General features: G+C 65.3%; 10 protein-coding genes. 4 read left to right on the top strand and 6 right to left on the bottom strand.

The window, feature by feature from the left end:
* Positions 1–8: 8 nt before the first annotated feature.
* Positions 9–2,648 carry a DNA mismatch repair protein MutS gene (mutS, locus tag ACU0AG_RS15350; protein ID WP_482783158.1) on the bottom strand — a complete coding sequence of 880 codons (2,640 nt, stop codon included), beginning with the start codon at positions 2,646–2,648 and terminating at the stop codon, positions 9–11.
* A 153-nt stretch (positions 2,649–2,801) separates the two neighbouring features.
* Between mutS and ACU0AG_RS15345 the strand changes: the two genes are divergently transcribed.
* Positions 2,802–5,075, top strand: a complete 2,274-nt coding sequence (locus tag ACU0AG_RS15345) for an NADP-dependent malic enzyme (protein WP_482783157.1) — start codon at positions 2,802–2,804, stop codon at positions 5,073–5,075.
* A gap of 343 nt (positions 5,076–5,418) precedes the next feature.
* On the opposite strand, the gene trmB is transcribed toward ACU0AG_RS15345, so the two are convergent.
* From trmB to lptB, 4 genes are all read right to left on the bottom strand, one after another.
* Positions 5,419–6,120 carry a tRNA (guanine(46)-N(7))-methyltransferase TrmB gene (gene trmB, locus ACU0AG_RS15340; protein ID WP_482783156.1) on the bottom strand — a complete coding sequence of 234 codons (702 nt, stop codon included), beginning with the start codon at positions 6,118–6,120 and terminating at the stop codon, positions 5,419–5,421.
* 175 nt (positions 6,121–6,295) lie between these two features.
* Positions 6,296–6,991, bottom strand: a complete 696-nt coding sequence (gene ctrA / locus ACU0AG_RS15335; protein ID WP_482783155.1) for a response regulator transcription factor CtrA — start codon at positions 6,989–6,991, stop codon at positions 6,296–6,298.
* A gap of 199 nt (positions 6,992–7,190) precedes the next feature.
* A complete protein-coding gene (gene rpoN, locus ACU0AG_RS15330; protein WP_482783154.1) occupies positions 7,191–8,693 on the bottom strand; it encodes an RNA polymerase factor sigma-54 in 1,503 nt (500 codons plus the stop codon).
* A gap of 13 nt (positions 8,694–8,706) precedes the next feature.
* A complete protein-coding gene (gene lptB, locus ACU0AG_RS15325; protein ID WP_482783153.1) occupies positions 8,707–9,486 on the bottom strand; it encodes an LPS export ABC transporter ATP-binding protein in 780 nt (259 codons plus the stop codon).
* A gap of 253 nt (positions 9,487–9,739) precedes the next feature.
* On the opposite strand from lptB, the gene ACU0AG_RS15320 reads away from it, so the two are divergent.
* Positions 9,740–10,117: a hypothetical protein gene (locus ACU0AG_RS15320; RefSeq protein WP_482783152.1), complete on the top strand. Its 378-nt coding sequence runs from the start codon at positions 9,740–9,742 to the stop codon at positions 10,115–10,117.
* A 40-nt stretch (positions 10,118–10,157) separates the two neighbouring features.
* On the opposite strand, the gene ppa is transcribed toward ACU0AG_RS15320, so the two are convergent.
* Positions 10,158–10,691, bottom strand: a complete 534-nt coding sequence (gene ppa, locus ACU0AG_RS15315; RefSeq protein ID WP_482783151.1) for an inorganic diphosphatase — start codon at positions 10,689–10,691, stop codon at positions 10,158–10,160.
* A 102-nt stretch (positions 10,692–10,793) separates the two neighbouring features.
* Between ppa and hisS the strand changes: the two genes are divergently transcribed.
* Positions 10,794–12,029: a histidine--tRNA ligase gene (hisS, locus tag ACU0AG_RS15310; protein ID WP_482783150.1), complete on the top strand. Its 1,236-nt coding sequence runs from the start codon at positions 10,794–10,796 to the stop codon at positions 12,027–12,029.
* Positions 12,030–12,145: 116 nt separating this feature from the next.
* Complete coding sequence (gene prfA, locus ACU0AG_RS15305) at positions 12,146–13,213, top strand: peptide chain release factor 1 (RefSeq protein WP_482783149.1); 1,068 nt, start codon at positions 12,146–12,148, stop codon at positions 13,211–13,213.
* Positions 13,214–13,218 lie beyond the last annotated feature (5 nt).

Here is a 13,218-nt window from a genome sequence, read left to right as displayed (position 1 = left end):
GGTTGATGTCAGGCTTTGGCGCGGGGCAGGGCGCGCTTCCATTCATAGAGCAGATCGAGCGCCTCGCGCGGGGTCAGCGCGTCGAGATCGGCGGCACGCAGCGCCTCGGCGAGTTGCTGTTCCGGCGTCGCCTGCGGTGCGGGCCTCAATGCCGCGAACAGCGGCAGGTCGCCCAGCCCGGCAGCAATCCCGCCGGTTGCCTCGCGGGTGGCTTCGAGCTTTTCGAGCACGGCTTTCGCCCGGTCCACGACATCGCCCGGCACCCCGGCGAGGCGGGCCACGGCAAGACCATAGGAACGATCGGCAGGGCCATCGGCCAGTTCGTGCAGCAGCACCAGATCGCCCTGCCATTCCCGCGCCCGCACGTGGTGCAGCGACAGCGCCTCGCAGGTTTCGGCCAGCCGGGCGAGTTCGTGGTAATGGGTCGCGAACAGGCAGCGGCAGGCGATGCGCGAATGCACCGCTTCAGCCACGGCCCAGGCCAGCGCGAGGCCATCATAGGTCGATGTGCCGCGCCCCACTTCATCAAGGATCACGAAACTGCGGCTGGTCGCCTGCGCGAGGATCGCCGCGGTTTCGACCATCTCCACCATGAAGGTCGAACGCCCCCGCGCCAGATTGTCCGCCGCGCCGACCCGGCTGAACAGGCGGTCGACGAGGCCGATCCGCGCCGCGGTCGCTGGCACGAAGCACCCCGCCTGTGCCAGCAGCACGATCAGGGCATTCTGGCGCAGGAAGGTCGATTTGCCGCCCATGTTCGGCCCGCCGATCAGCCACAGGCGGTTGTGCTGCGCCAGCACGCAGTCATTCGCCACGAAGCGTTCGCCCGCCTTCGCCAGCGCGGCTTCGACCACGGGATGCCGTCCGCCGGTGATGGCGAGGCCTGCGTCTTCCGCAATCTCGGGCCGGCACCAGTCCCCTTCCGCAGCGCGCTCGGCATTGGCGGCGGCAACGTCGATCCGGGCAAGTGCGGCAGCGGTCGCGGCGATGGCTTCACGGGCGGCGGTGACCGCGGCGACCAGTTCTTCGAAATGGGCTTCCTCGGCGGCGAGCGCATGGCCGCCTGCTTCGGCAATGCGGGCGGCTTCCTCGTGCAGGGTCAGCGAGTTGAATCGCACCGCGCCCGCCATCGTCTGGCGGTGGGTGAAGCCGCTGTCCGGCGCCATCAGCGCGTCGGCATGGCGGGCGGGCACCTCGATGAAATAGCCGAGCACGCCATTGTGGCGGATCTTGAGCGCGGCAATGCCGGTCTCGTCGCGATAGCGGGCCTCCATCGCCGCAATCGCCCGCCGCGCATCGCCCGAAAGCTTGCGCAGTTCATCGAGCGCGGCGTCATAGCCATCGGCGATGAAGCCGCCATTGCTGCGCTCGGTCGGCGGAGACGGCACAAGCGCACGGCCCAGCCAGTCGCTCAGCGCGCCATGCCCGGTCAGCTTCACCAGCAGCGCATCGAGCAGCACCGGTCGGTCGGGCGCACCCGCCAGCCACTGGTGCAGCCGCATCGCTTCGGACAGGCCGTCGCGCAGCTGGCCCAGATCGCGCGGAGAGCCTCTGCCAGCCACCACCCGGCCCAGCGCCCGTCCGAGATCGGGAATGGCGCGCAGGGCATCGCGCAACTGTGCGCGTTCGATCGGACGATCCAGCCAGAACTGCACCAGCGCCAGCCGTTCCTCGATCCGCGTCGCATCGAGCAGCGGGGCGGACAGGTCTTCGGCCAGCAACCGCGATCCGGCACCCGTCACGCAGCGATCCACCGCGCCGATCAGGCTGCCGGCGCGACCGCCGGTGGTGGCCTCGAGGATTTCGAGGCTCGCCCGCGTCGCCTCGTCCATCGCCATGCCGCTGCGGCTCTCGCGCAGGACCGGCGGCAGCAGCAGCGGCAGCGATCCGCGCCCGACATGGTCGAGATAGGCGATCAGCCCGCCCGCCGCCGCCAGCATGGCGCGGGTGAAGGCGCCAAAGGCATCGAGCGTCGCGACCGCGTGGAGCGCCTTCAGCCGCTCGGCCCCGGCATCGCTCGCGAAAGTGGTGCGCGGGCGGATAATCGCTTCCCCGGCGCCGTGCTGCCAGTCTTCGGGCACCACCACCTCGCTGGGCGAGAGCCGCGCCAGCGCCGCGCCGAGCTGGTCCGCTGCACATTCCTCCAGCACCATTGCGCCGGTCGAAACGTCGCAGGCGGCAATCCCGATGGTGCCGCGCAGCTCTGCCAGTGCCACCAGCACATTGGCGCGGCGTGGTTCCAGCAGGGCTTCCTCGGTCAGGGTGCCTGCGGTTACCAGCCGCACGATCGCACGGCCCACCAGCACCTTGGACGAAGGCGTGCCTTCGCGCTTGGCCCGCGCCTTGGCTTCATCGGGCGTTTCCACCTGTTCGGCAATCGCCACGCGGCATCCGGCGCGGATCAGCCGGGCGAGGTAGCTTTCCGCCGAATGCACCGGCACCCCGCACATCGGGATCGGCGCGCCATCATGTTCGCCCCGCGTGGTCAGCGCGATATCGAGGATTTGCGCCGCGCGCCGGGCATCTTCGAAGAACAGTTCGAAAAAATCGCCCATGCGGTAGAACAGCAGCGCATCGCCCGCTTCTTCCCGCAGACGCAGGTATTGCGCCATCATCGGGGTGGGCTTGGAATCGGAAAGCGCGGCCATGCCGTCGGGCCTAGCCACGCCGGCGACGATTCGGAATGTCTGCCCTTACGGCTTTCCCCGAAGTTGCGTCATTTCCGCCCTATCGCAGCGGCGCGCTCCCCGCTAAGCGCGTGAACGTTCACGCCAAGCGCACAAAAAGAGGGATCTGGCACCATGGCCGACGAGAACGCCACGCCGAACAAAGGCGGTTTCACCACCCGTGAGGCATTGTTCTATCACGAGACGATCCGCCCGGGTAAGCTCGAGATCGTCGCGACCAAGCCGATGACCTCGCAGCGCGACCTCAGCCTTGCCTATTCGCCCGGTGTCGCCGCGCCGGTCGAGGCGATTGCCGCCGATCCTGCGCTGGCCGCCCGCTACACCGCCAAGGCGAACCTTGTGGCGGTGATTTCCAACGGCACCGCGATCCTCGGTCTCGGCAATCTCGGCGCGCTGGCTTCCAAGCCGGTGATGGAAGGCAAGGCGGTGCTGTTCAAGCGCTTCGCCGATGTGGATTCGATCGACATCGAACTCGCCACCGAAGACCCCGAAGCCTTCATCAACGCGGTCGCCCTGATGGAGCCGACCTTCGGCGGCATCAACCTTGAAGACATCAAGGCCCCCGAATGCTTCATCATCGAAGCCGCCTTGCGCGAACGGATGAAGATTCCGGTGATGCATGATGACCAGCACGGCACCGCGATCATCACCGCCGCCGGCCTGCTCAACGCCTGCCACCTTACCGGCCGCGACATTCGCGATGTGAAGGTGGTGGTCAACGGCGCGGGCGCGGCGGCAATTGCCTGCACCGCGCTGATCAAGGCGATGGGCGTGCGCCACGACAACGTGATCCTGTGCGACCGTTCCGGCCCGATCACGCCGGGCCGCGAAGGCATGGACCAGTGGAAGAGCGCCCACGCGGTGCAAACCTCTGCCACCAGCCTCGAAGAAGCACTGGTGGGCGCGGACATCTTCCTTGGCCTGTCGGCAGCGGGCGCATTGAAGCCCGACTGGGTCAAGCGCATGGCCGACAAGCCGATCATTTTCGCCATGGCCAATCCTGTGCCGGAAATCATGCCGGACGAAGCCAAGGCCGTGCGCCCCGATGCGATCATCGCCACCGGGCGCAGCGACTTCCCCAACCAGGTCAACAATGTCCTCGGCTTCCCCTTCATCTTCCGCGGCGCGCTGGATGTGCAGGCGACCACGATCAACGAGGAAATGAAGGTCGCCGCCGCGCAGGCGATCGCCGAGCTGGCACGCCAGCAGGTGCCCGAAGAAGTGGCGAGCGCCTATGGCAAGAACCACAAGTTCGGCACCGATTACATCATCCCCGCGCCCTTCGACCCGCGCCTGATCGAGGTGGTATCCTCGGCGGTGGCCAAGGCGGCGATGGATTCGGGCGTGGCCCGCGCGCGGATCGACGATTTCGAGGCCTATCGCCTGCAACTGCGCAGCCGCCTCAACCCGACCACCTCGGTGCTGTCGGGCGTGTACGAAGTCGCCAAGGCCAATCCCAAGCGGATGGTGTTTGCCGAAGCCGAAGAGGAAGTGGTGCTGCGGGCCGCGATCCAGTTCCGCGATTTCGGCTATGGCACACCGATTCTGGTCGGCCGCACCAAGGCGGTGCTCGACAAGCTGCACCAGCTTTCGGTCAGCGATCCCGGCAGCTTCGAAATCCAGAACTCGGCCGATAGCGAACACGTGCCGGCGATGGTGGATTACCTCTACAAGCGGCTCCAGCGGCGCGGCTTTACCGAGCGCGACGTGCGCCGCATGGTCAATCAGGACCGCAACGTCTTCGCCTCGCTGCTGGTCGCACTGGGCCACGGCGACGGGATGATCACCGGCATGACCCGCACCTTCGCCCAGACCGTGCGCGAGGTGAATCTGGTGCTCGATCCCAAGGAAGGCGCGCTGCCGTTCGGCATCCACATGATGATCGGCAAGAACCACACCACCTTCCTTGCCGATACCACCATCAACGAGAGGCCGAACGCCGCTGAACTGGCGCATATCGCCAAGGAGACCGCCGCGGTTGCGCGCCGCATGGGGCATGAACCGCGCGTCGCGTTCCTCAGCTATTCGACCTTCGGCAACCCTTCGGGCCAGTGGCTGGGCAGCATCCGCGAGGCGGTGGCGATCCTCGACCGCGAGGAGCCGGGCTTCGAGTACGAAGGCGAAATGGCGCCCGATGCCGCGCTCAATCCCAAGGTGATGGCGCTCTATCCCTTCAGCCGCCTTTCGGGTCCGGCCAATGTGCTGATCATGCCGGGGCTGCAATCGGCGAACCTGTCGGCCAAGCTGCTGCGGGAACTGGGCAGCAATGCCACCATCGGCCCGATGCTGATCGGGATGGAAAAGCCGGTGCAGATCGTGCCGATGACTGCGGCGGTGCCTGATGTGCTGACACTGGCGGTGCTGGCAGGCGCGGGGGTGGTGGGTTAGGTCGCTCCAGACCGGGCCCAGACCCCCGTTAGGCCCCGCCTAGGCAGGGCGGATGCGATGTTTCACGTGAAACATTGCCGCATAGAGCGGTTTCCGTCCATTCTGACCCACCCCGATTGCCCTGAGCGGCTGTGTGGGGAGGAGCTGCCCGAAGGCCGGGCTGGTTGCCCGGACGAGGGCGGCGACGCTGCCACGCGGCCGCTCAGGGCAATCGGGGTGGGCCCCTTTTGGCCCACTGCGGCGTCGGCGAAGCTGGAGATATCGACATATCCCTGCGCTTCGCCTTCTTGCAGAGGGCCAAAATCGGCTCCGTCGGGGTAGATCAGAATGGGCGGAAACCGCTCTAGCGCCGCCTGAAGCGGAAGTACCACACCTCGTGGCCGTAGACGGTGCGGGCCTTGTGTTCGTAGCGGGTTTCCGGCCAGCCTGACGGGCGCACCTGCCAGTTCTCCGGCTTTTCGACCACCCACTCGAACAGGTCGGTGTGGCGCTGCATCACCATCAGCGCGTGGCGCAGATAGACCGCGTGATCGGTGCCGAAGCGGAATTCGCCGCCGGGTTTCAGCTTGCTCGCGATCAGCTTCACCGGCCCGTCATTCATCATCCGCCGCTTGGCATGGCGGGCCTTGGGCCAGGGATCGGGGTGGAGCAGGTAGAGCATCGTCAGTGCGCCATCGGGGATGCGCTGGAGCACCTCCAGCGCGTCGCCATGGTGCAGGCGGACATTGGCAAGGCGCTGGTCCTCGATATGGGTCAGCGCCTGCGCAACCCCGTTTACGAAGGGCTCCGCCCCGATGAAGCCGTGATCGGGCAGCAGATCGGCGCGATAGGCCAGATGCTCGCCCCCGCCGAAACCGATCTCGAAATGCAGCGGGCGCGAATCCCCGAACAGGATCTCGGAGGTGACAGGGCCGTCCGCCGGTACGCTGATCTGCGGCAGCAGGTTGTCGACCAGCGATTGCTGGTGCTTGCGCAATTTCTTGCCGACGCTGCGGCCATAAAGCCGCGCAATGGTGGTCGGATCGCCTTCCTTGAACGCTGTCATGGCGCGCCCATAGAAAAACGCCCGAGGCATGACCACCCCGGGCGTCCGATTTCGATGATCAAAGCTGGCTCGGCGCGGAGCGCCGCAAGGCCGACCGGCCGCCCGCAGCTGCTCGATCCCGAAAGGATCGAAACGCAGCGAGGACGCAGCCGCGGAGGCGGCTGCGAAAAGCAGGTTACGCCGCTTCGACTTCCTCGCTCTCGTCGCGCAGCACGTAGCCGCGGCCCCAGACGGTCTCGATGTAGTTCTCGCCGCCGCACGCGAGGCTCAACTTCTTGCGCAGCTTGCAGATGAACACGTCGATGATCTTGAGTTCGGGCTCGTCCATCCCGCCGTAAAGGTGGTTGAGGAACATTTCCTTGGTCAGCGTGGTGCCCTTGCGGAGCGAAAGCAGCTCCAGCATCGCATATTCCTTGCCGGTCAGGTGCACGCGGGCGCCATCGACTTCGACCGTTTTCGCGTCGAGGTTCACGGCCAGCTTGCCGGTGCGGATGACCGACTGCGAATGGCCCTTGGAACGGCGCACAACCGCATAGATGCGGGCGACCAGTTCTTCGCGATGGAACGGCTTGGTGACGTAATCGTCAGCGCCGAAGCCGAAGGAGCGGATCTTGGAATCCATTTCGCTGATGCCCGAAAGGATCAGCACCGGCGTCTGCACCTTGGCGACGCGCAGCTTCTTGAGGACGTCGTAACCATGCATGTCGGGCAGGTTCAGGTCGAGCAGGATGATGTCGTAATCATACAGCTTGCCGAGGTCCAAACCTTCCTCGCCGAGGTCGGTCGAATAGACGTTGAAGCCTTCGGTGGTGAGCATCAGCTCGATCGCCTTGGCGGTGGTCGGTTCGTCTTCGATCAGCAGAACGCGCATTGCAGTCCCCTAACTTGCCCCTGGTAACCCCCGCTTAGGAGAGGTTTCCGACTGTTAACCACGCCACTTCTCACCAAAAAAGGTTAATAAGAAGTTTAGAGCGTTAACTTTTTGGAGTGAGTCTTTCGAGTCACACTCCGAAAGCCGCACATTTACGGGGTTATGCGTCCGGTTCCGGCCTGTCGCCCTCGGAAGAACCCTAACGCACGCCTGCGAGTTTCTTAGCCCTGCGCCGCTCGGCGCTCGATCCGAGCCCGATCGCTTCGCGGTATTTGGCGACGGTGCGCCGGGCGAGATCGAAGCCTTCCTTCTGGAGCATTTCGGCAAGCTGCTGGTCGGACAGGATGTTCTTCGCGGTCTCGGCGTCGATCAGCGCCTTGATGCGCGCCTTGATCGCGGCGGACGATGCACCCTCGCCATCGGCAGAGGCCACGCCGCTGGTGAAGAAGTATTTGAGCTCGAATGTCCCGCGCGCGCAGGCGAGGTACTTGTTGCTGGTGACGCGGCTGACCGTGCTTTCGTGCATCTCGATCTGCTCGGCCACCTCGCGCAGGGTGAGCGGGCGCAGTTCGGAAACCCCGCGGCGGAAGAAGCCGTCCTGCTGCTTCACGATCTCGGCTGCGGTCCTGAGAATCGTCTTCTGCCGCTGGTCGAGCGCACGGATCAGCCAGTGCGCATCCGCCAGCTTCTCCTTGAGCCAGCTCTGCGATTCGCGGCTGGTCGCACCGGCATTGAGTTCCACGAAATATCCGCGGTTAACGATCAGCTTGGGCAGGGTGTCTTCGTTGAGCGCTATGTCCCAGCCGCCTGCCGCGTTCCCGGTGACGAGAATATCGGGCACCACCGTGCTGCTTTCGGATGGCGCAAAGGCGAGGCCGGGGCGCGGGTTGTAGCTGCGCAATTCGCGCAGCATGTCGGCGAAATCCTCGTCATCGACGCGGCACAGGCGCTTCAATCGCTCCACCTCGCCGCGTGCGACCAGATCGAGATTGTCGATCAGCGCTTTCATGCACGGGTCATAGCGGTCGGCCTCGCGCGCCTGGATGGCGATGCATTCGGCCAGATTGCGTGCACCGACGCCCGAAGGATCGAGCGATTGCACCAGCCTGAGGGCCGCCTTGGCATCGAACACATCGACCCCGAGATCATCCGCCACCTCTTCGAGCGGGGTGGTGAGGTAGCCTGCCTCATCCAGCATGCCGATGATGTGACGGGCAATGGCAAGGGTGGAAGGATCGGCCCCCGAAGCCCCCAATTGGCCTTCGAGATGCTCTGCCAGCGTCACTTCTGCGGCGCGCAGCTGCTCCCAATCGGGCATGTCATCGAAATCGCCGGAGCCTCCCGCACCCGCCGCGCCCCATTCGGCATCGCGCATCGAAGGCGCCGCACCGTCGCCGGTATCCCAGTCACGGTCGACCGAGGCGAGATCGAGCGGGGCATCGCCTTCGCCGCCGCCGGCCAGCATCAGCTGGTCAGCCGTGGCATCCTCGCCCGCCGGTGCCGGAAGCTCGATGCGCTCCGGCTCGGCGCCGTTGTCAGCCGGGCCACCGGTGTCGAGCAGCGGATTGGCCTCCAGCGCCTCGGCGATGAAGGTCTCGATTTCGAGATTGGAGGCCGCCAGCAGCTTGATCGCCTGCTGCAATTGCGGCGTCATCACCAGCGATTGCGACTGCCGTAAATCGAGGCGGGGGCCTAATGCCATGCCTGCGTGCGCCCTAGAGCGTGAAGCTCTCGCCGAGATAGAGCCGCCGCACGTTTTCGTCGGCGACGAGTTCCTGCGGACTGCCGGCGAACAGCACCTGCCCGCCATAGATGATGCAGGCGCGGTCGACGATATCGAGTGTCTCGCGCACGTTGTGATCGGTGATCAGCACCCCGATGCCGCGCTGCTTGAGGTCCTTCACCAGATCGCGGATATCGCTGATCGACAGCGGGTCGATACCCGCGAAGGGCTCGTCGAGCAGCATGATCGAAGGCTTGGCCGCCAGCGCACGCGCAATCTCGCAGCGCCGCCGCTCGCCCCCCGAAAGCGCCATTGCCGGGCTTTCGCGCAGGCGGGTCAGGCCGAATTCCTCGAGCAGGCGCTCCAGCTCGCTGGCGCGGGTGGCGGCATCGGGCTCGACCATTTCGAGCACGCAGGCGATGTTCTGTTCCACCGTCATGCCGCGGAAGATGCTGGTTTCCTGCGGCAGGTAGCCCAGGCCCAGGATCGCACGGCGATACATCGGCAGCTTGGTCACATCCTCGCCATCCATCAGGATGCGGCCCGAATCGGGCTTCACCAGACCCATGATCGAATAGAAGCAGGTGGTCTTGCCCGCGCCATTGGGGCCGAGCAGGCCGAGCACCTCGCCCTTGGCCACATGCAGCGAGATATCGGTGAGCACGGCCCGCTTTTCATAGCTCTTGGCGATCGAGATCACTTCCAGACCGCTGCCGAGCGGCTGTTGGGCGTCGGGCGCGCTGGCCGGCTGGGGAAGGGCGGTCGTGGTCATTGCGGATCAGTCTTTAGCAGTCCTGATGCCACAGAAAAGGGGCGCGCCGCGTTTGGCAGGATTTTTGCTTAGACCGGCCGGCATTGAGGCGAGCGGATGGCAGTGCGCTGCAAAGCTCCCGCCTTTACCGCAGCTTGCAGGGCGGATCTTGCAGTGGGCGCAACAAAATGACGAATTTCCGCCCCTTCTTGCAACCATGCGGCGGCTTTGCGATAAGATGTCACAAAATCGAAACCGTTGGGGAGCGGCGCAAATGGGGAAAGCCACAGACAGTCACGTCAGCCGGATTGTCAGCTCAGGCCGGACGCGGGACTGGCGCAAGGCAATGAGCGACCATGTCGCCTATGGCCTGCTGGTCTATACCGGGTTGCAGATTTTCATGACGGTGAAGGCGCTGGCGGAAGGCACTTCCGGACTGCTGCCCTATCTGGCGCTGGTGGTGCTGGTGGCGGGGATCATCCCCGTATGGCGCTGGTTCGAAAAACGCTGGGCCGATCTGAACGACGCGCAGGCCGCCGACCCGGCTTTCGCCCCCGCATTCCGCCGCGATGTCATGGCCCTGTGGTCGCTGGCGATCGGTCTGCCGTTTGGCCTGACCGTGATCTTCAAGGTGATCCTGAGCCTGTTCTGACCGGCGGGCGACCCGGAGGCCGCCCGCGCGATGCAGTCGCTTACTTCGACGCTTCGTAACGCTCGATCGCCTCGATGGTGATCTGGCGCGCTTCTGCGGCTGTGCCCCAGCTGCCGACGCGCACCCACTTTTCGGCTTCCAGATCCTTGTAGTGGGTGAAGAAGTGCTCGATCTGCTGGAAGATGATCGAAGGCAGGTCGCTCGTCTCGATCACGTCCGCGTAATAGGGAAAGGTCTCGTTCACCGGCACGCAGACCAGCTTTTCATCGCCGCCCTGTTCATCTTCGAGGTTGAGCACGCCGATCGGGCGGGCCCGCACGACGCAGCCCGGAATGAAGGGCGAGCGCGAGATCACCAGCGCATCCAGCGGATCGCCATCGGGCGAAAGGGTGTGCGGCACGAAGCCGTAATTGGCCGGATAGCGCATCGGCGTGTGGAGGATGCGGTCGACGAACAGCGCGCCGCTTTCCTTGTCGAATTCGTACTTCACCGGCTCGCCCCCGGTCGGCACTTCGATGATGACGTTGAGATCGTCGGGCGGGTTCACCCCGGTGGGGATCTTGTCGATGCGCATGATTGTTCTCTTTTGTGGTCTGCGTGTGAGAGGTAACGCGCCGCCCTTTAATCGGTGCCGCAGGATTGCGAAAGACCCCGCGTGGCCTTAACTGCGCGCCCCATGAGCAAGAAAACCCCGCAGGCCATTCGCGGCACCCAGGACATCTTCGGCGCCGATGCCGAAGCCTTCGCCTTCGTGGTCGAAACCTTCGAGCGCGTGCGGCGGCTGTATCGCTTCCGCCGGGTGGAAATGCCGGTGTTCGAAAAGACCGAGGTGTTCGCCCGCAGCCTTGGCGAGACGACCGATGTGGTGTCGAAGGAGATGTATTCCTTCGACGACCGCGGCGGCGAGAGCCTGACCCTGCGCCCGGAGTTCACGGCGGGCATCGTGCGGGCGTTTCTCACCAACGGCTGGCAGCAATATGCGCCGCTGAAGGTCGCGACCCACGGGCCCCTGTTCCGCTATGAGCGCCCCCAGAAGGGCCGCTACCGCCAGTTCCACCAGATCGACGCCGAGGTGATCGGCGCGAGCGAGCCGCAGGCCGATGTCGAGCTGCTGGCGATGGCGGACCAGCTCTTGAAGGAACTGGGCATCCACGATGTCACCCTGCACCTCAACACGCTGGGCGATGCCGCAAGCCGTGAGGCGTGGCGGGCGGCTTTGATCGATTACTTCCGGGCGGTGAAGGATCAGCTGTCGGAAGAATCGCAGGAGCGGCTGGAGAAGAACCCGCTGCGGATTCTCGATTCGAAGGACCCGAGGGACAAGCCGTTCCTCGCCGATGCACCCAAGATCGACGCGTTTCTGTCTGAGGAAGCCAGCGCCTTCTTCGCCGCCGTCACCAGCGGGCTGGATGCGGCAGGCGTGAAGTGGGTGCGGGCCGAAAGCCTTGTGCGCGGGCTCGATTACTACCGCCACACGGCGTTCGAGTTCATCCCCGACGAGGGCAGTGCTTCGGCGGCGGCTTTGGGGAGCCAGAGCACGGTGCTGGGCGGCGGGCGCTATGACGGGCTGATGGAATCGCTGGGCGGCGCAGCAACTCCTGCGGTCGGTTGGGCTGCGGGGATCGAGCGGCTGGCGATGCTGGTGGGGGCGCGGGAGGAGGAGCCGGCCGATCTGATAATCGTCGTCGAGGATGATGCGCGGGTTGCAGAGGCGATTGGCCTGATTGGCGATGTTCGAAAGCAGGGGTTTTCTGCCGAACTGATCGCCTCCGGATCGTTGAGAAAGCGCTATGACAAAGCGGTGAAGCGGGCGTCGAAGGTTATCCTCTCACTGAAACCCGATATGGCGCACAGCGTTACTGGCGGTCACCCCGAAGCGGAAGTTTTGGGCGCACTGCGCCCGTACTATTAGCGACTCTTCGTCACCCTGAACTTGTTTCAGGGTCCATCGTGCCGCCTCTAATGCGGCTCAAAACGGCAGAATGGATGCTGAAACGAGTTCAGCATGACGAGTAAGAGAAGAACCCCATGCAAATCCCCCCCGAACGCCTTGACCAGATCGCGCACCGCTTTGCGGAGCTGGAAGCGCGCATGGCGTCTGGCACGCTTGAGGGCGAGGCCTTCGTGCGCGCCTCGCGCGACTATGCCGAGCTTGAACCCGTGGCCAAGGCTGCCGGGCTGGTGGCGGCGATGCGCGAGGAGGTTCTGGCGCTCGAAGCCATGCGCGAGGACCCCGAATTCCGCTCCATGGCGCAAGAGGAACTCGCCAAGATCCGCGAGGAACTGCCCGAACTCGAACGCCAGCTCGCCATCGCGCTGCTGCCGCGCGACGCGGCCGACGCCAAGCCCGCGATGCTCGAAATCCGCGCCGGCACCGGGGGCGACGAGGCCGCGCTGTTCGCCGCCGATCTCTACCGCATGTACGAACGCTACGCCGCCGAGCAGGGCTGGAAGGTCGAGCCGGTCAGCGTCAACGCCTCCGACATCGGCGGCTACAAGGAAGTGATCGCCAACGTCACCGGCACCGGGGTGTTCGCCAAGCTGAAGTTCGAAAGCGGCGTCCACCGCGTCCAGCGCGTGCCCGTGACCGAAAGCGGCGGGCGTATCCACACCTCGGCCGCGACGGTCGCAGTGCTGCCCGAGCCAGACGAGGTCGACGTCAATATCGAGGAGAAAGACCTCAAGATCGACGTCTATCGCGCATCGGGCGCTGGGGGTCAGCACGTCAACACCACCGATTCGGCTGTGCGAATCACCCACCTGCCGACCGGCACCGTCGTCACCTGTCAGGACGGGCGCAGCCAGCACAAGAACCGCGAGAAGGCGATGCAGGTGCTGCGCACGCGGCTCTACGATGCCCAGCGCGAGGCCACGCAGGGTGCCGAGGCCGAGGCGAGGAAGGCGATGGTCGGCTCCGGCGATCGCAGCGAGCGCATCCGCACCTACAATTTCCCGCAAGGGCGCGTCACCGATCACCGTATCGGCCTGACCCTGCACAAGCTGGAAGAGGTGCTCGCCGGGCCGGGCCTCGCCGAACTGATCGATGCCCTGATCGCCGAGGACGAAGCCAAGCGGCTGGCGGCGTTGAGTGAGTGATGGGG

It is taken from the genome of Erythrobacter sp. RANMB8, from assembly GCF_056848235.1.
The sequence above is the reverse complement of the archived record's forward strand: the minus strand, read 5'-3'. Positions and strand labels throughout refer to the sequence as shown.

Excerpts from the sequence above, each read along its gene's own strand:
- mutS (WP_482783158.1), bottom strand. The coding sequence starts at position 2,648 with ATGGCCGCGCTTTCCGATTCCAAGCCCACCCCGATGATGGCGCAATAC.
- ACU0AG_RS15345 (WP_482783157.1), top strand. The coding sequence starts at position 2,802 with ATGGCCGACGAGAACGCCACGCCGAACAAAGGCGGTTTCACCACCCGT.
- trmB (WP_482783156.1), bottom strand. The coding sequence starts at position 6,120 with ATGACAGCGTTCAAGGAAGGCGATCCGACCACCATTGCGCGGCTTTAT.
- ctrA (WP_482783155.1), bottom strand. The coding sequence starts at position 6,991 with ATGCGCGTTCTGCTGATCGAAGACGAACCGACCACCGCCAAGGCGATC.
- rpoN (WP_482783154.1), bottom strand. The coding sequence starts at position 8,693 with ATGGCATTAGGCCCCCGCCTCGATTTACGGCAGTCGCAATCGCTGGTG.
- lptB (WP_482783153.1), bottom strand. The coding sequence starts at position 9,486 with ATGACCACGACCGCCCTTCCCCAGCCGGCCAGCGCGCCCGACGCCCAA.
- ACU0AG_RS15320 (WP_482783152.1), top strand. The coding sequence starts at position 9,740 with ATGGGGAAAGCCACAGACAGTCACGTCAGCCGGATTGTCAGCTCAGGC.
- ppa (WP_482783151.1), bottom strand. The coding sequence starts at position 10,691 with ATGCGCATCGACAAGATCCCCACCGGGGTGAACCCGCCCGACGATCTC.
- hisS (WP_482783150.1), top strand. The coding sequence starts at position 10,794 with ATGAGCAAGAAAACCCCGCAGGCCATTCGCGGCACCCAGGACATCTTC.
- prfA (WP_482783149.1), top strand. The coding sequence starts at position 12,146 with ATGCAAATCCCCCCCGAACGCCTTGACCAGATCGCGCACCGCTTTGCG.